The 22,434-nt window shown below is 50.7% G+C and carries 20 protein-coding genes; all 20 read left to right on the top strand.

The genetic code is table 11. The annotated features are described in order from the left end of the window. Positions 1–2: 2 nt before the first annotated feature. The gene (gene wcaB / locus OGX86_RS10540) at positions 3–491 is read left to right on the top strand and encodes a colanic acid biosynthesis acetyltransferase WcaB (protein WP_032943932.1); all 489 of its coding nucleotides are present in this window, start codon (positions 3–5) and stop codon (positions 489–491) included. After that, positions 488–1,705 (top strand): colanic acid biosynthesis glycosyltransferase WcaC, encoded by a 1,218-nt coding sequence (gene wcaC / locus OGX86_RS10535; protein WP_195994797.1) that lies wholly within the window; start codon positions 488–490, stop codon positions 1,703–1,705. The genes wcaB and wcaC overlap by 4 nt, the downstream gene beginning before the upstream one ends. Further along, on the top strand, positions 1,680–2,897 hold the full coding sequence (gene wcaD, locus OGX86_RS10530; protein WP_060683572.1) for a colanic acid polymerase WcaD: 1,218 nt from the start codon (positions 1,680–1,682) through the stop codon (positions 2,895–2,897). The genes wcaC and wcaD overlap by 26 nt, the downstream gene beginning before the upstream one ends. A 5-nt stretch (positions 2,898–2,902) precedes the next feature. Then, positions 2,903–3,649, top strand: coding sequence for a colanic acid biosynthesis glycosyltransferase WcaE (gene wcaE / locus OGX86_RS10525; RefSeq protein WP_286639990.1), 747 nt, complete (start codon positions 2,903–2,905; stop codon positions 3,647–3,649). A 9-nt stretch (positions 3,650–3,658) separates the two neighbouring features. Beyond that, positions 3,659–4,213, top strand: a complete 555-nt coding sequence (gene wcaF, locus OGX86_RS10520; protein ID WP_001153539.1) for a colanic acid biosynthesis acetyltransferase WcaF — start codon at positions 3,659–3,661, stop codon at positions 4,211–4,213. A 24-nt stretch (positions 4,214–4,237) separates the two neighbouring features. Beyond that, positions 4,238–5,359 carry a GDP-mannose 4,6-dehydratase gene (gene gmd, locus OGX86_RS10515; RefSeq protein ID WP_208744081.1) on the top strand — a complete coding sequence of 374 codons (1,122 nt, stop codon included), beginning with the start codon at positions 4,238–4,240 and terminating at the stop codon, positions 5,357–5,359. Positions 5,360–5,361: 2 nt separating this feature from the next. Continuing rightward, entirely contained in the window at positions 5,362–6,327 is a 966-nt protein-coding gene (gene fcl / locus OGX86_RS10510; protein ID WP_168978143.1) for a GDP-L-fucose synthase, read from the top strand. Between the two features lie 2 nt (positions 6,328–6,329). Beyond that, positions 6,330–6,809 carry a GDP-mannose mannosyl hydrolase gene (locus OGX86_RS10505; protein WP_048224447.1) on the top strand — a complete coding sequence of 160 codons (480 nt, stop codon included), beginning with the start codon at positions 6,330–6,332 and terminating at the stop codon, positions 6,807–6,809. Continuing rightward, positions 6,806–8,032 carry a colanic acid biosynthesis fucosyltransferase WcaI gene (gene wcaI, locus OGX86_RS10500; RefSeq protein WP_168978144.1) on the top strand — a complete coding sequence of 409 codons (1,227 nt, stop codon included), beginning with the start codon at positions 6,806–6,808 and terminating at the stop codon, positions 8,030–8,032. The genes OGX86_RS10505 and wcaI overlap by 4 nt, the downstream gene beginning before the upstream one ends. Continuing rightward, the gene (gene cpsB, locus OGX86_RS10495; RefSeq protein WP_048225800.1) at positions 8,032–9,468 is read left to right on the top strand and encodes a mannose-1-phosphate guanyltransferase; all 1,437 of its coding nucleotides are present in this window, start codon (positions 8,032–8,034) and stop codon (positions 9,466–9,468) included. Before wcaI ends, cpsB begins: the two co-directional genes overlap by 1 nt. 135 nt (positions 9,469–9,603) lie before the next feature. Then, positions 9,604–10,974 (top strand): colanic acid biosynthesis phosphomannomutase CpsG, encoded by a 1,371-nt coding sequence (gene cpsG / locus OGX86_RS10490; protein WP_286639987.1) that lies wholly within the window; start codon positions 9,604–9,606, stop codon positions 10,972–10,974. Between the two features lie 54 nt (positions 10,975–11,028). Continuing rightward, positions 11,029–12,423 (top strand): undecaprenyl-phosphate glucose phosphotransferase, encoded by a 1,395-nt coding sequence (wcaJ, locus tag OGX86_RS10485; RefSeq protein WP_008785190.1) that lies wholly within the window; start codon positions 11,029–11,031, stop codon positions 12,421–12,423. Between the two features lies 1 nt (position 12,424). Continuing rightward, a complete protein-coding gene (gene wzxC, locus OGX86_RS10480) occupies positions 12,425–13,903 on the top strand; it encodes a colanic acid undecaprenyl disphosphate flippase WzxC (protein ID WP_286639985.1) in 1,479 nt (492 codons plus the stop codon). A 23-nt stretch (positions 13,904–13,926) separates the two neighbouring features. Then, positions 13,927–15,207 (top strand): colanic acid biosynthesis pyruvyl transferase WcaK, encoded by a 1,281-nt coding sequence (gene wcaK, locus OGX86_RS10475; protein ID WP_048215964.1) that lies wholly within the window; start codon positions 13,927–13,929, stop codon positions 15,205–15,207. Then, positions 15,204–16,424 (top strand): colanic acid biosynthesis glycosyltransferase WcaL, encoded by a 1,221-nt coding sequence (gene wcaL, locus OGX86_RS10470; protein WP_048235041.1) that lies wholly within the window; start codon positions 15,204–15,206, stop codon positions 16,422–16,424. The genes wcaK and wcaL overlap by 4 nt, the downstream gene beginning before the upstream one ends. A gap of 11 nt (positions 16,425–16,435) precedes the next feature. Beyond that, a complete protein-coding gene (gene wcaM, locus OGX86_RS10465) occupies positions 16,436–17,830 on the top strand; it encodes a colanic acid biosynthesis protein WcaM (protein WP_286639983.1) in 1,395 nt (464 codons plus the stop codon). A 148-nt stretch (positions 17,831–17,978) separates the two neighbouring features. Next, positions 17,979–18,974, top strand: coding sequence for an SDR family oxidoreductase (locus OGX86_RS10460; protein ID WP_048215967.1), 996 nt, complete (start codon positions 17,979–17,981; stop codon positions 18,972–18,974). A 237-nt stretch (positions 18,975–19,211) separates the two neighbouring features. Then, entirely contained in the window at positions 19,212–20,105 is an 894-nt protein-coding gene (galF, locus tag OGX86_RS10455) for a UTP--glucose-1-phosphate uridylyltransferase GalF (RefSeq protein ID WP_042307483.1), read from the top strand. 372 nt (positions 20,106–20,477) lie between these two features. Then, positions 20,478–21,563 carry a dTDP-glucose 4,6-dehydratase gene (gene rfbB, locus OGX86_RS10450; RefSeq protein WP_286639980.1) on the top strand — a complete coding sequence of 362 codons (1,086 nt, stop codon included), beginning with the start codon at positions 20,478–20,480 and terminating at the stop codon, positions 21,561–21,563. After that, positions 21,563–22,426: a glucose-1-phosphate thymidylyltransferase RfbA gene (gene rfbA / locus OGX86_RS10445; protein ID WP_286639979.1), complete on the top strand. Its 864-nt coding sequence runs from the start codon at positions 21,563–21,565 to the stop codon at positions 22,424–22,426. Before rfbB ends, rfbA begins: the two co-directional genes overlap by 1 nt. Positions 22,427–22,434: the final 8 nt, after the last annotated feature.

The following is a 22,434-nucleotide window of genomic DNA, read 5'->3' as shown; positions in this document are numbered from 1 at the left end:
TTATGCTGGAAGATTTACGCGCGAACGGCTGGAGTCTGCGCCCCTGCTGCATGGTGGCGGCCTATCGGATTGCCCATTTTTGCTCCGTCTGGCGTAAAAAAAATATCATAAACAACCTGTGGGCTGCCCCGGTGCTGGTGATGTATCGCCTTATCACCGAATGCCTGTTTGGCTATGAAATTCAGGCTGCTGCATCAATTGGTCGTCGTTTCACCATCCATCATGGCTATGGGGTGGTTATCAATAAACACGTGGTAGCGGGGGATGATTTTACCCTACGCCACGGCGTCACTATCGGCAATCTTGGTGCCAACGATCCATCTTGTCCGGTCATCGGTAACGGCGTTGAGTTGGGGGCCAATGTCACTCTGCTCGGCGACGTTGCTATTGGCGATAACGTGACGATTGGCGCCGGGAGCGTCGTGGTGGATAGCGTTCCGGACAATACGCTGGTCGTGGGCGAGAAGGCACGGGTGAAGGTAATAAAATGAAGATATTACAGTTTAATGTGCGACTCGCAGAAGGTGGGGCTGCAGGTGTGGCGTTAGATTTGCATCTTCGCGCGCTGGAAAAAGGGCTGTCGTCACGGTTTGTCTATGGCTATGGCAAAGGCGGTAAAAAAAGCGCCAGTCATGCGAAATACCCACAGGTTATCAAATATACGCCGCGCCTGACGTCGGCGGCCAACATTGCGCTGTTTCGTTTTGCAAATCGCGACATGTTCGGCAATCTCGACAAGCTATATCGCACGGTTACCCGCACCTGCGGCCCGCTGGTACTGCATTTTCATGTGTTGCACAGCTACTGGTTGAACCTGGAAGAGGTGGTGACCTTTTGCCAAAAAGTGAAGGCGCATAAACCGGATATCACCTTCGTCTGGACCCTGCACGATCACTGGAGCGTGACCGGGCGCTGTGCCTTTACCGATGGCTGCGAAGGCTGGAGAACGGGCTGTCAGAAATGCCCAACGCTCAGCAACTATCCGCCGGTAAAAGTCGATAAAGCCCATCAGCAGTTGCCCGGTAAGCGGCAGATGTTCCGTGCCATGCTGGCGCTGGGCTGCCAGTTTATCTCGCCCAGTCAACATGTGGCCGACGCATTCAACAGCCTGTATGGCGTGGGATGCTGCCGCGTTATCAATAATGGCATTGATGTGGCAACCGAAGCCATTCTTGCCGAACTACCCGCGATGCCTGCGGAGAGCGGTCGGCCGAAAATTGCCGTGGTGGCTCATGACCTGCGCTATGACGGCAAAACCAGTCAACAACTGGTGCGAGCGATTAGCGCGCTTGGGGACAAAATTGAGCTGCATACCTTCGGCAAATTTTCGCCATTTGCGGGAGATAACGTCATCAACCACGGTTTTGAGAGCGATAAGCGCACGTTGATGAGTGCGCTTAACCAGATGGATGGACTGGTGTTCAGCTCCCGTGTCGATAACTACCCGCTGATTTTGTGTGAAGCGCTTTCCATCGGCGTACCGGTAATTGCCACGCACAGCGATGCCGCGCAGGAAGTGCTGGCCAAATCAGGCGGCAAAACGTTCAGCGAAGCGGACGTATTGCAGCTGGTGCAGCTGAAAAAATCAGACATTGCGCAGGCGGTATTTGACACGTCCCTTACCGCGTTCAGTCAACGCAGTCGGGTGGCATACAGTGGGCAACAGATGCTGGAGGAATATGTCTCGTTCTATCAGAATCTGTAGCTATCTGGTGCTACCGCTGCTTTATCTGCTGGTTAACGTCAAACTCGCCCAGCTTGGCGAGAGCTTCCCGATAACTATCGTCACCTTCTTACCCGTTCTGCTGTTGCTGTTTGTCGAGCGCATCAATATCAAAAAATTAATGATCGCGCTGGGGGTAGGGGGCGGGCTGACGGCGTTTAACTACCTGTTCGGTCAATCACTGGATGCCAGTAAGTACGTAACGTCAGCGATGCTGTTTGTTTATACCGTGGTGATCATTGGCATGGTGTGGAGTATTCGCTTCAAAACCATTTCACCGCATAACTACGCTAAGATCTTGCGGTTTTTCTGGCTGGTTGTGGGACTGGTGGTGGGGTTAGCTGCGGTTGAAATGGCGCAGATAATTCTCAGCGGCGGCAGCAGTTTAATGGAAGTTATTTCGAAATATCTTATTTACAGTAACAGCTATGTTCTGAACTTTATTAAATTTGGTGGGAAACGTACCACTGCGCTCTATTTCGAACCTGCATTCTTCGCTCTGGCGTTAATCTCAATTTGGCTCAGTATCAAACAGTTTGGTATCAAAACACCTAAGTCCGATGCTATGATTCTGGCAGGGATTATATTATCAGGATCGTTTTCAGGGGTAATGACGTTTATTTTGTTTTACCTCCTGGAGTGGGCGTTCCAGTATCTGAATAAGGATGCGATAAAAAAGAAGCTACCGCTGGCGATAATCTCATTAAGCGTGTTTTTAGTTGGTGTGATATTTGCTTTTCCGTACATCGCAACGCGGCTTGGTGATTTAGGAACTGAAGGTTCGTCATCGTATTATCGTATCGTAGGACCATTGGTGATGGTCGGTTATTCGTTACTGAATGTTGATGGCGTAGTGAGATTTGGCTCACTTTATGAATACGTTGCGTCATTCGGAATTTTTAACGGTGCAGATGTCGGTAAAACAATAGACAATGGTTTGTATCTGCTGATTATTTATTTTTCATGGTTCGCGGTGATATTAGCCCTGTGGTACATGGGGAAGGTCATGAAAATGATGATCAATGCGTTTGGCGATAATCAGAATTATCGGGTGCAGCTTTATCTTTTTACACCGTTGTCACTGTTTTTTACAGGTTCAGTATTTAGTCCGGAATACGCATTTTTAATTGTGTGTCCGTTTATATTGCGCAAGGCGCTGAATATCGCGAGGTAACTCACATGCTGCTCAGTATCATTACCGTCGCCTTTCGCAATCTGGAAGGGATCGTCAAAACTCACGCATCGCTGGCACATCTGGCGCAAGCGGGTGATATCAGTTTTGAGTGGATTGTTGTTGATGGCGGCTCCTCGGATGGTACGTCGGCGTTTCTTGAAGGGCTCTGTGGGGAACACCGGTTACGGTTTGTCAGCGAGCCGGATAACGGCATCTATGATGCGATGAACAAAGGCATCGCGATGGCGCGCGGGCGGTTCGCGCTGTTCCTCAACTCCGGGGATATTCTGCTTGCGGATGCGGCACATTTTATCCGCCAGCTAAAAATGCAGAGCGACCAAACCATGGTCATTGGCGATGCGTTGCTGGATTTCGGCAATGGCAACAAAATTAAGCGCCGGGCAAAACCGGGTTGGTATATTTATCACAGCCTGCCCGCTAGTCATCAGGCGATATTCTTTCCGCTCTCAGGACTGAATGTCTGGCATTATGATTTGCAATATAAAATATCGTCTGATTACGCGTTGGCAGCCCAATTATACAAGTCCGGTTACGCTTTTAAAAAGTTGAGCGGGTTGGTATCGGAGTTTTCTATGGGCGGAGTGTCAACGACGAATAATCTGGAATTGTGTCGGGATGCCAAAAAAGTACAGCGCCAGATATTACACATGCCAGGTTTTTGGACCGGTTTGTCAGAATATTTACGTTTGCGCACAACCGCTAAAACAAAAACCTTATATGGGAAAACGTAAGGGCATATTATGCAGGACTTAAGCGGATTTAAAGTGCCTGGAGGTTTTCGCGGCGGTGGTGCTATTAAAGTGCAATTATGGTGGGCGGTGCAAGCAACATTATTTCGCTGGTCACCGCAGGTCATGTATCGCTGGCGTGCGTTTTTATTACGAATGTTTGGTGCAAAAATAGGAAAAAACGTAGTCATTCGGCCTTCAGTAAAAATTACTTATCCGTGGAAATTAACCCTGGGAGATTATGCCTGGGTGGGTGACGACGCGGTTTTATATACGTTAGGTGATATTACGATTGGCGCCCATGCGGTTATTTCGCAAAAAAGTTATTTATGCACCGGGAGTCATGATTATGCCAGTCAACATTTTGATATTAACGCCACGCCGATTGTGGTTGGCGCTAAATGCTGGTTGGCGACAGATGTCTTTGTCGCGCCTGGCGTGACGATTGGTGATGGCACCGTCGTTGGAGCACGAAGCAGCGTATTTAAATCGCTGCCAGCAAATGTTGTTTGTCGGGGAAATCCCGCAGTAGTCACGCGCGAACGCGTCGAGAAAGTTACTCCCTGAGGGGATCACTGAAGAGGTTATAACATGTCAAAAGTCGCTCTCATTACTGGCGTAACCGGGCAGGATGGTTCTTACCTGGCAGAACTCCTGCTGGAGAAAGGGTACGAAGTACACGGTATTAAGCGTCGCGCTTCATCATTCAACACCGAACGTGTGGACCACATCTACCAGGATCCGCATTCAGGCAATCCCAAATTTCATCTGCACTATGGCGATTTGACCGACTCCTCCAACCTGACCCGTATTTTACAGGAAGTCCAACCGGATGAAGTCTATAACCTGGGCGCCATGAGCCACGTTGCGGTGTCGTTTGATTCACCGGAATACACCGCAGACGTTGATGCGATCGGCACCTTGCGTTTGCTGGAGGCGATCCGCTTCCTTGGTCTGGAGAAAAAGACCCGTTTTTATCAGGCGTCCACCTCTGAACTGTATGGTCTGGTACAGGAAATTCCACAGAAAGAGAGCACGCCGTTCTATCCGCGTTCACCGTATGCTGTTGCCAAGCTGTACGCCTACTGGATCACCGTCAACTACCGCGAGTCTTACGGGATGTATGCCTGTAACGGCATTCTGTTCAACCACGAATCTCCGCGCCGCGGCGAAACCTTTGTCACTCGCAAAATTACCCGGGCGATCGCCAACATCGCTCAGGGGCTGGAGTCTTGCCTGTACCTTGGCAACATGGATTCACTGCGCGACTGGGGGCATGCCAAAGATTACGTCAGGATGCAGTGGATGATGCTGCAGCAGGATAAGCCGGAAGATTTCGTGATTGCCACCGGCGTGCAGTATTCCGTGCGTCAGTTCGTGGAAATGGCGGCCGCTCAGTTGGGGATTAAATTGCGCTTTGAAGGCGAGGGCGTGAATGAGAAAGGCATCGTGGTTTCTGTGACCGGACACGATGCGCCGGGTGTGAAACCTGGGGATGTGATAATCGCCGTCGATCCGCGCTATTTCCGTCCGGCAGAAGTAGAAACGCTGCTGGGCGACCCGGCGAGGGCACATGAAAAACTGGGCTGGAAACCGGAAATCACACTGCGCCAGATGATCTCGGAAATGGTTGCCAACGATCTTGATGCGGCGAAGAAACATTCCCTGCTCAAGTCGCACGGTTACGAGGTCGCCATCGCGCTGGAGTACTGAGGATGAAGACACAACGTATTTTTGTGGCGGGCCATCGCGGGATGGTGGGGGCCGCCATCGTCAGACAACTGGCGGAGCGTGATGATGTTGAACTGGTGCTGCGTACCCGAGATGAGCTTAACCTGCTGGACGCCAGTGCGGTGCAGGCGTTCTTTGCCGCTGAACGTATTGACCAGGTTTATCTGGCGGCGGCAAAAGTAGGGGGTATTGTGGCAAATAATACTTATCCTGCTGATTTTATTTATGAAAATATGATGATTGAGAGCAACATTATTCATGCGGCGCATCTGCATAACGTGAATAAACTGTTGTTCCTAGGGTCCTCTTGTATTTATCCGCAGTTGGCTGCGCAGCCTATGGCGGAGAATGAATTGCTGCAGGGCCAACTGGAGCCGACTAACGAACCGTATGCGATTGCCAAAATTGCCGGTATCAAGCTGTGCGAATCGTATAACCGACAGTATGGCCGTGATTATCGCTCGGTGATGCCGACCAATCTGTACGGACCGCATGACAACTTTCATCCGAGTAATTCGCATGTGATCCCGGCGCTGCTGCGCCGCTTTCATGAGGCTCGCGAGCAAAATACGCCGGATGTGGTGGTGTGGGGAAGCGGGACGCCAATGCGTGAATTTCTGCATGTCGACGATATGGCGGCGGCCAGTATCCACGTGATGGAGCTGGCTCAGGAAGTGTTGCAGGAATATACCCAACCAATGCTGTCGCATATCAACGTGGGCACCGGTGTGGACTGCACCATTCGTGAACTGGCCCAGACCATCGCACAGGTTGTGGGTTACAAGGGGCGTGTGGTGTTTGACGCCAGCAAACCGGACGGCACGCCGCGCAAATTACTCGATGTTACGCGTCTGCATCAGTTGGGCTGGTATCACGAGATATCTCTGGAAGCGGGGCTTGCCAGTACATATCAGTGGTTCCTTGAAAACCAGCAGCGTTACCGGGGGTAAGCATGTTTTTACGTCATGAGGATTTTGCCACCGTTGTACGTTCAACTCCGCTGATTTCCATCGATTTGATCGTGGAAAACGCCCAAGGCGAATTTCTGCTTGGCAAGCGCCTCAATCGTCCGGCGCAGGGGTACTGGTTCGTGCCCGGCGGTCGGGTGCAAAAAGATGAACCGCTGCGCGCGGCCTTTGAGCGGCTGACTGACGCTGAGCTGGGGTTACGTTTACCGCTGTCCGCTGCAGAGTTTTACGGGGTCTGGCAGCACTTCTATGACGACAACTTTTCCGGGGAAGATTTCTCAACGCATTACATCGTGCTGGGATTTCGTCTGCGGGTGTCGGAAAACGACCTGCAACTGCCTGACGTTCAACATGACGCGTACCGCTGGCTGGCAATTGAAGAGATTCTGACCAGTGACCACGTGCATGACAACAGCCGGGCTTACTTCTGTGAGAAGAGTCAGGCCGGAGTACCCGGGCTATGAAGATCCTTGTGTATGGCATCAACTATTCGCCGGAGTTGACCGGTATCGGTAAATACACCGGTGAAATGGTGGAGTGGATGGCGCAACAGGGGCATGACGTACGGGTGATCACTGCGCCGCCTTATTATCCGCAGTGGAAGGTCAACGGTCGCTATTCATCCTGGCGCTATCGTCGTGAAGAGGGCGATGCCATCGTCTGGCGTTGTCCGCTGTATGTGCCTGAGCAGCCTTCTACGCTCAAGCGCTTGCTGCATCTAGGCAGTTTCGCCCTGAGCAGTTTCTTCCCGCTGCTGGCGCAGCGCCGCTGGAAGCCGGATCGCATCATTGGGGTAGTGCCAACGCTGTTTTGTACGCCGGGCATGCGCCTGCTGGCGAAGCTGTCCGGGGCGCGCACGCTGCTGCATATTCAGGATTACGAAGTCGATGCCATGCTGGGGCTTGGCATGGCAGGCAAAGGCAAGCGTGGCGCGGTGGCAAAACTGGCCAGCGCCTTTGAGCGCAGTGGGCTGTTGAATATGGATCATATTTCGACCATTTCTCGCTCAATGATGAATAAAGCGCAGGAGAAGGGCGTTGATGCACAGAAGGTCATTTTCTTTCCGAACTGGTCAGAAGTAGCGCGCTTTCGTGACGTGAGCGACGCCGATGCTCTGGCGGTGCGCCAGCAACTGGGCTTGCCTGATGATAAAAAAATCATTCTCTACTCAGGCAATATCGGTGAAAAGCAAGGGCTGGAAAGTGTGATTGACGCAGCGGCCCTGTTGAGCGAACAGCCCTGGATGTTTGTGATTGTCGGGCAGGGCGGAGGTAAAGCACGGCTGGAGAGTATGTCTAGCGAACGCGGCCTGAACAATGTGAAGTTCTTTCCGCTGCAATCTTATGACGCGCTGCCTGCGCTGCTCAAGATGGCGGACTGTCATCTGGTGGTACAAAAGCGCGGTGCGGCGGATGCCGTATTGCCCTCCAAACTGACCAATATCCTCGCCGTTGGTGGTAACGCGGTGATTACCGCCGAACCTGAGACCGAGTTGGGTCAGCTGTGTGACGCTCACCCAGGCATCGCGGTGTGTGTCGAGCCTGAATCAGTGAGTGCGCTGGTTGGCGGGATTCAACAGGCGTTAACCATGCCAAAGATTAACACGGTGGCACGTGAGTATGCCGAACGCACGTTGGATAAAGAAAACGTGCTGAGCCAATTTATTGCAGATATTCGGGGTACATGATGAGTCAAAACAAACTCTTTCCGGTGGTGATGGCCGGTGGCTCGGGTAGCCGTTTATGGCCTCTGTCCCGCGTACTATATCCAAAGCAGTTTCTGTGCCTGAAAGGCGATCTCACCATGCTGCAGACAACGATTTGTCGTCTGAACGGTGTGGAGTGCGAAAGCCCGGTGGTTATCTGTAATGAACAACACCGTTTCATCGTAGCGGAACAGCTACGACAACTGCACAAGCTGACTGAGAATATTATTCTCGAACCCGCCGGGCGTAATACGGCACCGGCGATAGCGCTGGCCGCGCTGGCGGCAAAACGTCAAAGTCCGGGGGAAGATCCGCTGCTGTTGGTATTGGCGGCCGATCACATGATTGCCGATGAAGAGGCATTTCGAGAGGCGGTTCGCAATGCAATGCCGTATGCCAGCGCGGGTAAGCTGGTGACGTTTGGTATCGTGCCGGACCAGCCGGAGACCGGCTACGGCTATATACGTCGCGGCGAGGTTTCGCCGACCAATACCGACGCCGTGGCTTTTGAGGTGGCGCAGTTTGTTGAAAAGCCCAATCTGGAAACCGCGCAGGCTTACGTGGCGAGCGGCGACTACTACTGGAACAGCGGCATGTTTCTGTTCCGGGCCGGGCGCTATCTGGAAGAACTGAAAAAATATCGCTCCGACATTCTTGAGGCCTGCGAAAACGCCATGAGTACGGTTGATCCCGATCTCGATTTTATCCGCGTTGATGAACAGGCGTTTCTCGCCTGCCCGGAAGAGTCTGTGGACTATGCGGTAATGGAACGTACGGCCGATGCGGTGGTGATGCCCATGAACGCAGGCTGGAGCGATGTAGGCTCCTGGTCATCATTGTGGGAAATCAGCGCCCATACCGCTGAAGGTAATGTGCATCATGGTGACGTCATTAGCCATAAAACGGAAAATAGCTACGTGTATGCCGAGTCTGGCCTGGTGACGACCGTCGGGGTGAAGGATCTGGTGGTGGTGCAGACCAAAGATGCGGTGCTGATCGCCGATCGCAACGCGGTGCAGGACGTCAAAAAAGTGGTGGAGCAAATTAAAGCTGACGGACGTCATGAGCACCATATTCACCGTGAAGTTTACCGTCCATGGGGCAAGTACGACTCTATTGATGCCGGAGACCGTTACCAGGTGAAGCGGATTACCGTTAAACCCGGTGAGGGATTGTCCGTGCAGATGCATCATCACCGGGCTGAACATTGGGTTGTGGTGGCTGGGACCGCGAAGGTGACAATCAATGATGACATCAAACTGCTCGCTGAAAACGAGTCTGTCTATATTCCGCTGGGGGCGACCCATTGTCTGGAGAACCCGGGGAAAATCCCGCTCGATCTGATTGAAGTGCGTTCCGGATCTTATCTCGATGAGGATGATGTGGTGCGGTTTGCGGACAGATACGGGCGTACCTGATGCCGGATGCGCTGCGCTTATCCAGCCTACAACACCGTAGGCCCGATAAGCGAAGCGCGCCGGGAAATGCATTTAACACTCATTAAAAGGCTCATTAAGAGTCAGGGCCTCCTGTTGCCTGAAGAAGGGTAAATCATGACGAAATTAACCTGTTTCAAAGCCTACGATATTCGCGGCAGGCTGGGCGAAGAGCTGAATGAAGATATCGCGTGGCGTATTGGCCGCGCTTACGGCGAGTTCCTGAAGCCAAAAACGATTGTCCTCGGCGGCGATGTGCGCCTGACCAGTGAGACGCTGAAGCTGGCGCTGGCGAAAGGACTACAGGACGCGGGGGTGGATGTGCTGGATATTGGCATGTCGGGCACCGAAGAGATTTATTTTGCCACTTTCCACCTGGGCATTGACGGCGGTATTGAAGTGACCGCCAGCCATAATCCGATGGATTACAACGGCATGAAGCTGGTGCGGGAAGGGGCACGGCCTATTAGCGGAGATACCGGTCTGCGCGACGTGCAGCGCCTGGCGGAAGCCAATGACTTCCCGGCGGTTGATGAGACAAAACGTGGCCGCTACCAGCGCATTACTACCCGCGATGCCTACATTGATCACCTGCTGGGTTACATCAATCCCGCCAACCTGAAACCGATGAAGCTGGTGCTCAATTCCGGCAACGGCGCGGCAGGTCAGGTGGTTGACGCTATTGAAGCCCGTTTTAAGGCGCTGGGTGTGCCGGTCGAGTTCATCAAAATTCACAATACGCCGGATGGCAACTTCCCCAACGGTATTCCCAATCCTCTGCTGCCGGAATGCCGGGCCGATACTAGCAATGCGGTGATTGAACACGGCGCGGATATGGGGATTGCCTTCGACGGTGATTTTGACCGCTGCTTCCTGTTCGATGAAAAAGGTCAGTTCATTGAGGGCTACTACATTGTCGGCCTGCTGGCGGAAGCGTTTCTGGAGAAGAATCCGGGGGCGAAAATTATCCACGACCCACGCCTGTCCTGGAACACCGTGGATGTGGTGACGGCGGCAGGCGGTAAACCGGTGATGTCTAAAACCGGGCATGCGTTTATCAAAGAGCGGATGCGCCATGAAGATGCCATTTATGGTGGCGAAATGAGCGCGCACCACTATTTCCGCGATTTTGCCTATTGCGACAGCGGAATGATCCCGTGGCTGCTGGTGGCGGAACTGCTGTGTCTGAAAGGACAGTCGCTGGGCGAACAGGTCCGTGACCGGATGGTGGCCTACCCGGCGAGTGGTGAAATAAACAGTACGCTGGCAGAGCCGACGGCAGCGATTGCGCGCGTGGAGCAGCATTTTTCTCGTGAGGCGCTGTCGGTGGACAGAACGGACGGTATCAGCATGTCGTTTGTCGACTGGCGCTTCAATTTACGCTCTTCCAATACCGAACCGGTGGTGCGCCTGAACGTGGAATCGCGCGGAGATATTCCGTTGATGGAAGCGCGAACGCGCACTCTTCTGGCGTTACTGAATCAGTAATGCTGGTGCTTCCTTTGCCCGATTCTGGGCAAAGGGTGACTAACAGGAACCACGATGACACATCTAAAAAAGCGCGAGCGCGCCAAAACCAATGCGTCGTTAATTTCGATGGTACAACGCTTTTCAGATATCACCATCATGTTTGGCGGGTTGTGGGTAATCTGCGAATTAAGCGGTTTGCCTTTCCTGTACATGCACCTGCTGGTGGCGCTGATCACGCTGGTCGTTTTTCAGATGCTCGGTGGCATAACGGATTTTTATCGCTCCTGGCGCGGTGTCAAAATTTCCACTGAGCTGGTGCTGTTGCTGCAAAACTGGACGCTGAGTCTGATTTTTTGCGCAGGTCTGATCGCCTTTAATAACGATTTTGATAACCGTCTCGCCGTCTGGCTGGCGTGGTATCTGCTATCCAGTGTTGGCCTGGTGTTGAGCCGTTCGTTTATTCGCTACGGCGCGGGATGGTTGCGTAATCGCGGGTATAACACTCGCCGGGTGGCGGTGGCAGGGGACCTGCCCGCGGGACAAATGCTATTGGACAGCTTTCGCCATGAACCGTGGCTGGGATTTGAAGTGGCAGGGGTCTATCACGATCCTATCCCTGGAAAAAACTCCCGCGACTGGGCCGGTAATCTGCAACAACTGGTGGACGACGCCAAAGCCTCTCGTATTCATAACGTTTATATCGCCATGTCGATGAGCGATGGCGCCAGCGTCAAAAAACTGGTTCGTGAGCTGGCCGACACCACTTGTTCGGTGATCCTTATTCCTGATGTCTTTACCTTCAACATTCTGCATTCACGGATTGAGGAGATGAATGGCGTTCCGGTGGTGCCGTTGTATGACACGCCGCTCTCGGGGATTAATCGCCTGTTGAAACGCGCGGAAGATATCGTGCTGGCTTCGCTGATCCTGCTGCTTATTTCTCCGGTGCTGTGTGGCATAGCGCTACTGGTAAAACTGACCTCCAAAGGACCGGTGATTTTCCGCCAGACCCGTTACGGCATGGATGGGAAGCCGATCAAAGTCTGGAAATTTCGCTCGATGAAAGTGATGGAAAACGACGCGGTGGTGACGCAGGCGACGCAAAACGATCCGCGCGTTACCCCTGTGGGGAATTTCCTGCGCCGAACGTCACTCGATGAACTGCCGCAGTTTATTAACGTGCTGACCGGGGGCATGTCTATTGTTGGGCCACGCCCGCATGCGGTGGCGCATAACGAACAGTACCGCCAACTGATCGAGGGGTACATGTTACGCCATAAGGTGAAACCGGGTATTACCGGCTGGGCGCAAATCAACGGCTGGCGCGGTGAAACCGATACGCTGGAAAAAATGGAAAAACGTGTGGAATTTGACCTCGAATACATTCGTGAGTGGAGCGTGTGGTTCGATATCAAAATTGTTTTTCTGACGGTATTCAAAGGCTTTGTCAATAAAGCGGCGTATTAACATGAGCTTACGAGAAAAAACGCTTAACGGCGCAAAGTGGTCGGCGATTGCCACGGTGATCATCATTGGTCTGGGGCTTATCCAGATGACCGTACTGGCACGGATTATTGATAACCACCAGTTCGGGTTGTTAACCGTGGCGCTGGTGATCATCGCGCTGGCAGATACGTTGTCTGACTTTGGTATCGCCAACTCAATTATTCAGCGCAAAGAGATTGGCTATCTTGAACTGACCACGCTGTACTGGCTCAACGTTGGGTTGGGTATCGTGGTATGCGTGGCGATGTTTCTACTGAGCGAGACGATTGCCAGCGTACTTAATAACCCAGAACTGGCACCGCTCATCAAAACGTTATCGCTGGCGTTTGTGGTGATACCGCACGGGCAGCAGTTTCGCGCGCTGATGCAAAAAGAGCTGGCCTTCAACAAAATTGGCATGATTGAAACCAGTTCGGTACTGGCCGGTTTTACCTTTACCGTAGTCAGCGCCCATTTCTGGCCGCTCGCTCTGACGGCCATTGTCGGGTATCTGGTGAACAGTTCGCTACGCACGCTGCTGTTCGGCTATTTTGGTCGCCGGATTTACCGTCCGGGGCTGCATTTTTCGCTGGCATCGGTTTCGTCAAATCTGCGTTTTGGTGCGTGGCTGACGGCAGACAGCATCATCAATTACATCAATACCAACCTTTCCACGCTGGTTTTGGCCCGCACGTTGGGAGCTGGCGTGGCGGGTGGATTCAATCTCGCCTGGAATGTGGCGGTTGTCCCCCCGATCAAACTGAACCCGATTATCACCCGCGTGCTGTTTCCGGCGTTTGCCAAAATCCAGGACGACAGTGAAAAGCTACGGGTGAATTTTTACAAGCTGCTGTCGGTGGTTGGGATTATCAACTTCCCGGCGCTGCTGGGACTGATGGTGGTGTCGAATAACGTGGTGCCACTGGTATTTGGCGAGAAGTGGAATGGCATTATCCCCATCCTGCAATTGCTGTGCATTGTTGGGCTGCTGCGCTCGGTGGGGAACCCGATCGGTTCACTGCTGATGGCGAAGGCGCGGGTCGATATCAGCTTTAAATTCAATGTGTTCAAAACCTTTCTGTTTATTCCCGCCATTTTCATCGGTGGACATCTGGCCGGGGCAATTGGCGTGACGCTGGGTTTTTTACTGGTCCAGGTGATTAACACCGTCCTCAGCTATTTCGTGATGATTAAACCTGTTCTTGGCCCCAGCTACCGCCAGTACATGCTCAGTCTTTGGCTGCCGTTGTATCTCTCCTTGCCAACCCTTGTAGTGAGCTATGCGCTGGGCGTAATGCTGCATGACCAGCTGTCGTTGGGCGTGTTGTTGGGGAGCCAGATAGCGGCAGGGGCGCTGGCGTTTGCGCTAATGATGGTGCTGTCGCGTCATCCGCTGGTGGTGGAAATAAAACGCCAGCTCTGTCGCAGTGAAAAAATGAAAACCTTGCTCCGTGCAGGATAAGAACAACGCTTTAAGAGGTCAAAATGAAACTATTAATTTTGGGCAACCATACCTGCGGGAACCGAGGGGATAGCGCGATCCTGCGCGGTTTGCTGGATGCCATTAACGCGTTGCGTCCCGAGACTGAAGTGGATGTTATGAGCCGTTACCCGGTGAGCTCTTCGTGGTTGCTGAACCGCCCGGTGATGGGCGACCCGCTGTATTCGCAGATGAAGCAACACAACAACGCCGCGGGTGTTATGGGGCGTGTGAAGAAAGTGCTGCGTCGTCGCTATCAGCATCAGGTACTGCTCTCGCGTGTTACCGACTCCGGCAACCTGCGCAATATCGCTATCGCCCAGGGTTTTACCGATTTTGTTCGCCTGCTGTCGCGCTACGACGCCATCATCCAGGTCGGCGGATCGTTCTTTGTCGATCTGTATGGTGTGCCGCAGTTTGAACATGCGTTGTGTTCGTTTATGGCGAAAAAACCGCTGTACATGATTGGTCATAGCGTGGGGCCATTCCAGGATGAGCAGTTTAATCAACTGGCGAACTACGTGTTTGGCCACTGTAATGCATTGATTTTACGTGAATCCGTCAGTCTGGATCTGATGAAACGCAGCGCAATTACCACGGATAAAGTCGAAACAGGCGTGGATACGGCCTGGCTTGTCGACAATCATCATGAGGATTTTGAGCCAGGTTATGCGGTACAGCACTGGTTAGACATGGCGGCTAAACAGAAGACCGTTGCCATTACATTGCGCGAGCTGGCGCCTTTTGATAAGCGTCTGGGGACAACGCAGCAGGCCTATGAGCAAGCCTTTGCCGGGGTAGTGAACCGCATACTCGATGAAGGTTATCAGGTGATTGCACTGTCAACCTGCACCGGTATTGATAGTTACAACAAAGATGATCGCATGGTGGCGTTAAACCTGCGCCAGTATGTTAACGACCCGGCCCGATATCATGTGGTGATGGATGAACTTAACGATCTGGAGATGGGGAAGATTCTGGGGGCATGCGATCTGACGGTGGGTACTCGGTTGCACTCGGCCATTATCTCGATGAATTTTATGACGCCGGCCATCGCCATTAACTACGAGCATAAATCGGCAGGGATCATGCAACAGTTGGGGTTGCCGGAGATGGCTGTCGATATTCGCCATCTGCTCGATGGCAGCCTGGAAGGAAAGGTCGCCGATACCCTCGGACAGCTACCTGAACTGAACATACGGCTTGGGGATGCTGTGACACGCGAACGCGAACGCGGGGTACGCATGGTGCAGTCGGTTTTAACGCGTATTGAGGGGGAAAAATGAAGATTGGCTTTTTCTTGCTTAAATTTCCGCTCTCTTCTGAGACCTTTGTACTCAATCAGATAACCGCATTTATCGATATGGGCTACGACGTGGAGATTGTCGCTTTGCAGAAGGGCGATCTTGAAAATACGCATGCCTCATTTAATACCTACCGGCTGGGTGAAAAAACGCGCTGGTTGCTGAATGAACCGGAAAGCAAACTGGCGAAGCTGAAATATAGGGCGGCGGCGGCTCTGCACGGTCTCACCCGCGCAGCGACCTGGAAAGCGCTTAATGTTGCACGCTATGGCGAGGAAGCGCGCAATCTGATTTTGGCGGCCATTTGCGGTGGGAATCCGCGGGCGTTTGAAGCGGATGTCTTTATTGCTCATTTTGGGCCAGCAGGCGTAACGGCCGCCAAGCTGCGAGAGCTTGGGATGATCCGCGGAAAAATCGCCACGGTATTTCACGGCGTCGATGTTTCGCATCGGGATGTGCTTACCCGCTATACCCCTGAGTATCAGCAGCTGTTTCAACGTGGAGATTTGATGTTACCCATCAGCAATCTCTGGGCCGGACGTTTAAAAAACATGGGATGCCCGCCGCATAAAATCGCGGTTTCGCGTATGGGTATCGACATGACGCGTTTTACCCCTCGCCAACTGAAAGCACCAGCTGCAGCGCTGGAAATTATCTCTGTCGCCCGGTTAACCGAGAAAAAAGGACTGCACGTCGCCATCGAAGCCTGTCGTCAGTTAAAAGAGCAGGGCGTTTCATTTCGTTATCGCATCCTGGGTATAGGTCCTTGGGAGCGTCGTTTACGCACACTGATCGAGCAATATCAACTCGATGACGTGATTGAGATGCCCGGCTTTAAGCCCAGCCATCAGGTGAAGGAGATGCTTGAGCAGGCGGATGTATTTTTGCTGCCGTCGATTACCGGAAGAGACGGCGATATGGAGGGGATCCCGGTGGCGCTGATGGAGGCGATGGCGGTAGGTATTCCGGTGATTTCAACTGTTCACAGTGGGATCCCTGAGCTGGTCGAGTCGGGCAAGTCTGGCTGGCTGGCACCGGAAAACGATGCGCAGGCCCTGGCAGAGCGTTTAGCGGCATTTAGCCTGCTCGACAGTGAGCAGGTACAGCCGATTGTGCAGTGTGCGCGCGAAAAAATTGAAACTGAATTTAATCAGTTAGCGATCAATAAACAGTTAGCCAGTCTGCTGCAAACGATGTAAATCGAGGTTGTATGTCAGAGAACAAACTCTCACGCCGTACTTTTCTGACGGCAGGCTCTGCGCTTGTCGTACTGCATTCTCCCGTTGTCCGGGCGCTTGAATCATCGGACAGCGTCAACATTCAGAATTACAACCCAAAGGATTGGGTCGCTTCTTTCAGGCAGGCGTTCAAAGAAGGACAAACGGTAGTCGTACCCAAAGAACTGGAATGTAAGGATCTCAATACCGCTATCGTTATTCCTCCTGGCAAAACGCTACACCTGCAAGGCAGAATCAGCGGCAATGGCCGTGGTCGCTTTGTTCTGCAGGATGGATGTAAGGTAGTGGGTGAGCAGGGGGGGAGCCTGAGGAATGTTACCCTCGATGTGCGCGGTTCGGATTGCGTGATAAAAGGGATTGCCATGAGTGGTTTTGGGCCAGTGACGCAAATCTATATCGGCGGCAAAACACCGAGGCTGATGCGCAATCTGACTATTCAGGATATTACCGTCACGCGCGCTAACTATGGGATCCTGCGTCAGGGCTTTCATAACCGGATGGATGGCGTAAAGATTACAAACTGCCGTTTTAGCGATCTACAGGGAGATGCCATTGAGTGGAATGTGGCGATCAACGACAGCAACATCCTCATTTCTGACCATGTCATTGAACGTATTAACTGTACCAACGGCAACGTGAACTGGGGCATCGGCATCGGACTGGCGGGCAGTACCTATGACAATACCTATCCCGATGAGCTGGCGGTAAAAAACTTTGTGGTGGCGAATATCACCGGTACCGACTGTCGACAGCTAGTCCATGTAGAGAACGGCAAACATTTTATCATTCGTAATATCACCGCACGAAATATTACCCCAGATTTTAGTAAGAAAGCAGGCATTGATAATGCAACGGTCGCTATTTATGGCTGTGATAATTTCGTGATTGATAATATCAATATGGAAAATAGCGCAGGTATGCTCATTGGCTACGGTGTTATTAAAGGACGATATTTATCCATCCCGCAGAACTTTAAGTTAAATAATATCCATCTGGATAACACGAAACTTGAATATAAATTACGCGGCATTCAGATCTCATCAGGTAATGCAACGTCGTTCGTGGCCATTACCAACGTTGAGATGAAGCGAGCCACGCTTGAGTTGCACAACCAACCGCAGCATCTTTTTTTACGTAACATCAGAGTGATGCAGCAATCCGCAACAGGACCCGCGCTCAAGATGCACTTCGATCTACGCCAGGATGTGCGCGGCAAGTTTATGGCTAAGCAGGACACCTTGCTATCACTGGCGAATATCCATGCGGTAAACGAAAGCGGGCAAAGTTCAGTTGACATTGACCGGGTAAACCATCAGGTGGTGAATGTCGAAGCGGTGAATTTTCGACTGCCGGGGCAGGGGAGGTAACCCCACTATATTCTTACTGGATATCATTGGCTAAAAGATTATAATCACCCAATTACTGTTAAAGCTGGGGCTGGGCAGCATTGACTACTCAGGGAAGACGCTCATCTTTATCATACGTTTCTTGTGTTACGAACAGACAAAGTGATTTATGAACGATAAAGTTTTGCTCATCGGTGCCTCCGGATTCGTGGGGACCAGACTCCTGGAGACGGCTGTTGCGGATTTTGATATCAAGAATCTGGATAAACAGCAGAGTCATTTCTATCCGCAAATCACGCAAATCGGTGATGTTCGCGACCAACAAGTTCTGGATCAGGCGCTGTCAGGCTATGACACAGTAGTGTTGCTAGCGGCTGAACACCGTGATGATGTCAGTCCTACTTCACTCTACTATGATGTGAATGTTCAGGGGACGCGCAATGTATTGGCCGCTATGGAGAAAAATGATGTTAAGAACATCATTTTCACCAGTTCTGTTGCGGTCTATGGCCTGAACAAAACCAACCCTGATGAAAATCATCCTCACGATCCCTTCAACCACTACGGTAAAAGCAAGTGGCAAGCGGAAGAGGTTCTTCGTGAATGGCATGCTAAAGCGCCTGATGATCGTTCGCTGACTATCATTCGTCCAACTGTTATCTTTGGCGAACGCAACCGCGGCAACGTTTATAATCTGCTGAAGCAGATCGCTGGCGGTAAGTTTATGATGGTTGGGGCGGGTACGAATTATAAATCAATGGCTTATGTGGGTAATATTGTTGAGTTTATCAAGTATAAACTGAAGAATGTGACTGCTGGTTATGAGGTTTATAATTACGTTGATAAACCTGATCTGAATATGAATCAACTGGTTACCGAAGTTGAACAGAGCTTAAGTAAAAAAATCCCCTCAGCACACTTACCTTACGCTTTAGGCATGTTAGGTGGCTATTGCTTTGATATTTTGGGTAAAGTGACCGGCAAAAAATATGCTGTCAGCTCTGTGCGCGTTAAGAAGTTCTGTGCCACCACACAGTTTGATGCAACGAAAGTCCACTCATCCGGTTTTGTCGCACCTTATACATTGTCTCAGGGGCTGGATCGCACCTTAAAATACGAATTTTTGCACGATAAGAAAGATGACATTACGTTTGTCTCTGAGTAATTGTTGTTTGTAGAGTGTCTGGGGCTTAGCTAACTTCGATTTTTCGGAAATGCTATAAAACTGACGAGATGAGTTCGTTTCCGAGGAATCCGAGTTCACCTTGGCGCTGGTGAAGTGTAGAGTTTGCATTCGGTTTACCTTAACCTGGTTATTTCGTGTTAAGGATGGAGCCAGCAATACTGGCTAACGTACGGCTAAAGTCTATACTTTATCAGCCGTTAAGAGGTAGGAGAGAGAATGACTAATTTGAAAGCAGTTATCCCGGTAGCGGGCTTGGGGATGCACATGTTGCCGGCCACAAAGGCAATCCCTAAAGAGATGCTGCCGATCGTTGACAAGCCGATGATTCAATACATTGTCGACGAGATTGTAGCTGCAGGTATCAAAGAAATCGTTCTGGTAACTCACGCGTCTAAGAACGCGGTTGAGAACCACTTCGACACCTCTTATGAACTCGAATCGTTGCTTGAGCAGCGTGTTAAGCGCCAGCTATTAGCCGAGGTGCAGTCTATCTGTCCGCCTGGCGTGACTATCATGAACGTTCGTCAGGCTCAGCTGCTGGGGCTGGGTCATTCAATTCTCTGTGCTCGCCCAATCGTTGGGGATAACCCGTTCGTCGTCGTGTTACCAGATGTCGTTCTTGATACCGCGAGTGCGGACCCTCTGCGTTACAACCTGGCTGCCATGGTTGCCCGCTTTAATGAAACCGGGCGTAGTCAGGTACTGGCTAAACGCATGGAAGGCGATCTGTCCGAGTACTCTGTTATTCAGACCAAAGAGCCTTTAGACAACGAAGGTAAAGTCAGCCGCATCGTTGAGTTCATCGAAAAACCAGACCAACCGCAGACTCTTGATTCCGATCTGATGGCCGTAGGCCGCTATGTGCTGTCTGCTGATATTTGGGCAGAATTAGAGCATACCCAACCAGGTGCCTGGGGACGTATTCAGTTGACGGATGCCATTGCGGAATTGGCTAAAAAACAGTCTGTTGACGCTATGTTGATGACTGGGGACAGCTACGACTGTGGTAAAAAAATGGGCTATATGCAGGCTTTCGTTAAGTATGGGTTGCGGAATTTGAAGGAAGGAGCGAAGTTTCGTAAGGGTATTGAGAAGTTGTTGAGCGAGTAGATATTTACAAGCTTTTGTGACGGTAAGCCAGAAAAAATTGCGGCAGCTAACATCCCTGTGTCTATGCTTTATGCTGTGGGGTGTTACTGTCGTTTTTTATTTTAAAAACAAATGATAACAACAAGTTAACCTATTAAGTTTAATCTCCTTTTGATTGGATTTTTCCTTGTTTCTAGCCGCATTTGGTAAGACAATTGGCGTTTGAATTTAGCGTGCTTTGCGATAGCTAGCAGGGCAGGTTTCACATTTATCATTCAAGTAGTACTCTGGTTGCTGCAAGGCCAGGGGCGGTAGCGTGCATAATGCTCAGATGCGTGCATTATGTGTCGGCATATTAATAGTATTCGTATAAACGATATTCGGAATTAAAACGTGAAAATACTAGTTACTGGTGGAGCGGGTTTCATTGGATCTGCAGTAGTTCGTCATATTATTAATAATACTCAGGATACCGTTGTTAATGTCGATAAACTTACCTACGCCGGTAACCTGGAGTCCCTTGCCGAAGTCAGTGAAAATAATCGCTATTATTTTGAACACGCGGATATCTGTGATAAAGCGGCAATGGAGCGTATTTTTACCACTCATCAACCGGATGCGGTGATGCATCTGGCAGCTGAAAGTCATGTTGACCGCTCTATTACAGGACCAGCAGCTTTTATCGAAACGAATATCGTCGGTACCTATATACTGCTGGAAGCTGCTCGTGGCTACTGGAACGAGCTGGATGCAGATAAAAAAAAGGCATTTCGTTTCCATCATATTTCCACAGATGAAGTATACGGCGATCTGCCACATCCAGATGAAGTGGCTGCCGGTAATGTGTTGCCTCTGTTCACTGAAAAGACAGCATATGCGCCGAGTAGCCCGTATTCTGCTTCAAAGGCCTCAAGCGATCATCTGGTTCGCGCATGGTTGCGCACCTATGGCTTCCCAACAATTGTCACCAATTGTTCCAATAACTACGGGCCATATCACTTCCCTGAAAAACTAATCCCGCTGGTGATTCTGAATGCGCTGGAAGGGAAAGCATTGCCAATTTATGGCAAAGGCGACCAGATTCGCGACTGGCTTTATGTCGAAGATCACGCCCGAGCGTTGTACATCGTAGTGACCCAGGGGATTGTAGGTGAAACATACAATATTGGTGGTCATAACGAGAAGAAAAACCTGGATGTGGTACTTACTATCTGCGATTTATTGGATGAGATTGTACCTAAAGATGTTTCTTACCGCGAGCAAATCACGTATGTAGTGGATAGGCCTGGGCACGATCGCCGCTATGCGATTGATGCTGCAAAAATCAGCGATGAGCTGGGCTGGAAGCCGCAGGAAACTTTTGACAGCGGGATCCGTAAAACTGTGCAGTGGTATTTGGCGAATCATAAATGGGTCAAAAACGTGAAAAGCGGAGCTTATGCCTCTTGGTTATCCAGACAATATGGAGAGAATAAATAATGAAAGGGATTATTCTTGCTGGGGGTTCGGGTACGAGGCTTTATCCTATAACGATGGGGATATCTAAGCAGTTACTTCCTGTTTATGATAAACCTATGATTTATTATCCTTTGTCGGTATTAATGTTAGCAGGTATCAAAGATATATTAATTATTACAACACCAGAAGATCAATCTGGATTTGTTAGATTGCTTGGGGATGGGCAGCAATTTGGTATAAATTTGAGCTATGCCATTCAACCGAAACCGGAGGGGTTAGCTCAAGCATTTATCATTGGTGAAGAGTTTATTGGGACTGATTCTGTCTGCTTGGTATTAGGTGACAACATATTTTTTGGACAAGGGTTTACGCCAAAACTACAGATGGCAAGTACTCGAGTCAGTGGTGCAACTGTTTTTGGATACCAGGTTATGGACCCAGAACGGTTTGGTGTTGTTGAGTTTGATGCTAATTTTAAAGCGCTGAGCATCGAAGAAAAACCGGCCAAGCCTAAATCAAATTGGGCTGTTACCGGTCTCTATTTTTATGATAACAACGTAATAAATATAGCTAAGAGTATTAAACCGTCGGCTAGAGGTGAATTAGAAATAACAACTATTAATGAAGTATATCTTAATCACAATAGTTTGAACGTTGAGTTATTAGGTCGAGGGTTTGCATGGCTTGATACCGGAACACATGATAGTTTAATTGAAGCCGGTAGTTTTGTTGAAACTGTCCAGAAGCGTCAGGGTATGATGGTTGCATGTCCAGAAGAAATAGCTTGGCGAAATGGTTGGCTCTCAAACGATGAATTATATTCACGAAGTGATAAATTAATTAAAAATCATTATGGACAATATCTTCGCAAACTTCTATGTTAGTTTTATGA

The organism is Citrobacter sp. Cpo040 (assembly GCF_030332915.1).
Taxonomy (GTDB): Bacteria; Pseudomonadota; Gammaproteobacteria; order Enterobacterales; family Enterobacteriaceae; genus Citrobacter; species Citrobacter portucalensis.
Note: the sequence above shows the minus strand (reverse complement) of the source record. Positions and strands in the feature narration are given on the sequence as shown.

Excerpts from the sequence above, each read along its gene's own strand:
- wcaB (WP_032943932.1), top strand. The coding sequence starts at position 3 with ATGCTGGAAGATTTACGCGCGAACGGCTGGAGTCTGCGCCCCTGCTGC.
- wcaC (WP_195994797.1), top strand. The coding sequence starts at position 488 with ATGAAGATATTACAGTTTAATGTGCGACTCGCAGAAGGTGGGGCTGCA.
- wcaD (WP_060683572.1), top strand. The coding sequence starts at position 1,680 with ATGTCTCGTTCTATCAGAATCTGTAGCTATCTGGTGCTACCGCTGCTT.
- wcaE (WP_286639990.1), top strand. The coding sequence starts at position 2,903 with ATGCTGCTCAGTATCATTACCGTCGCCTTTCGCAATCTGGAAGGGATC.
- wcaF (WP_001153539.1), top strand. The coding sequence starts at position 3,659 with ATGCAGGACTTAAGCGGATTTAAAGTGCCTGGAGGTTTTCGCGGCGGT.
- gmd (WP_208744081.1), top strand. The coding sequence starts at position 4,238 with ATGTCAAAAGTCGCTCTCATTACTGGCGTAACCGGGCAGGATGGTTCT.
- fcl (WP_168978143.1), top strand. The coding sequence starts at position 5,362 with ATGAAGACACAACGTATTTTTGTGGCGGGCCATCGCGGGATGGTGGGG.
- OGX86_RS10505 (WP_048224447.1), top strand. The coding sequence starts at position 6,330 with ATGTTTTTACGTCATGAGGATTTTGCCACCGTTGTACGTTCAACTCCG.
- wcaI (WP_168978144.1), top strand. The coding sequence starts at position 6,806 with ATGAAGATCCTTGTGTATGGCATCAACTATTCGCCGGAGTTGACCGGT.
- cpsB (WP_048225800.1), top strand. The coding sequence starts at position 8,032 with ATGAGTCAAAACAAACTCTTTCCGGTGGTGATGGCCGGTGGCTCGGGT.
- cpsG (WP_286639987.1), top strand. The coding sequence starts at position 9,604 with ATGACGAAATTAACCTGTTTCAAAGCCTACGATATTCGCGGCAGGCTG.
- wcaJ (WP_008785190.1), top strand. The coding sequence starts at position 11,029 with ATGACACATCTAAAAAAGCGCGAGCGCGCCAAAACCAATGCGTCGTTA.
- wzxC (WP_286639985.1), top strand. The coding sequence starts at position 12,425 with ATGAGCTTACGAGAAAAAACGCTTAACGGCGCAAAGTGGTCGGCGATT.
- wcaK (WP_048215964.1), top strand. The coding sequence starts at position 13,927 with ATGAAACTATTAATTTTGGGCAACCATACCTGCGGGAACCGAGGGGAT.
- wcaL (WP_048235041.1), top strand. The coding sequence starts at position 15,204 with ATGAAGATTGGCTTTTTCTTGCTTAAATTTCCGCTCTCTTCTGAGACC.
- wcaM (WP_286639983.1), top strand. The coding sequence starts at position 16,436 with ATGTCAGAGAACAAACTCTCACGCCGTACTTTTCTGACGGCAGGCTCT.
- OGX86_RS10460 (WP_048215967.1), top strand. The coding sequence starts at position 17,979 with ATGAACGATAAAGTTTTGCTCATCGGTGCCTCCGGATTCGTGGGGACC.
- galF (WP_042307483.1), top strand. The coding sequence starts at position 19,212 with ATGACTAATTTGAAAGCAGTTATCCCGGTAGCGGGCTTGGGGATGCAC.
- rfbA (WP_286639979.1), top strand. The coding sequence starts at position 21,563 with ATGAAAGGGATTATTCTTGCTGGGGGTTCGGGTACGAGGCTTTATCCT.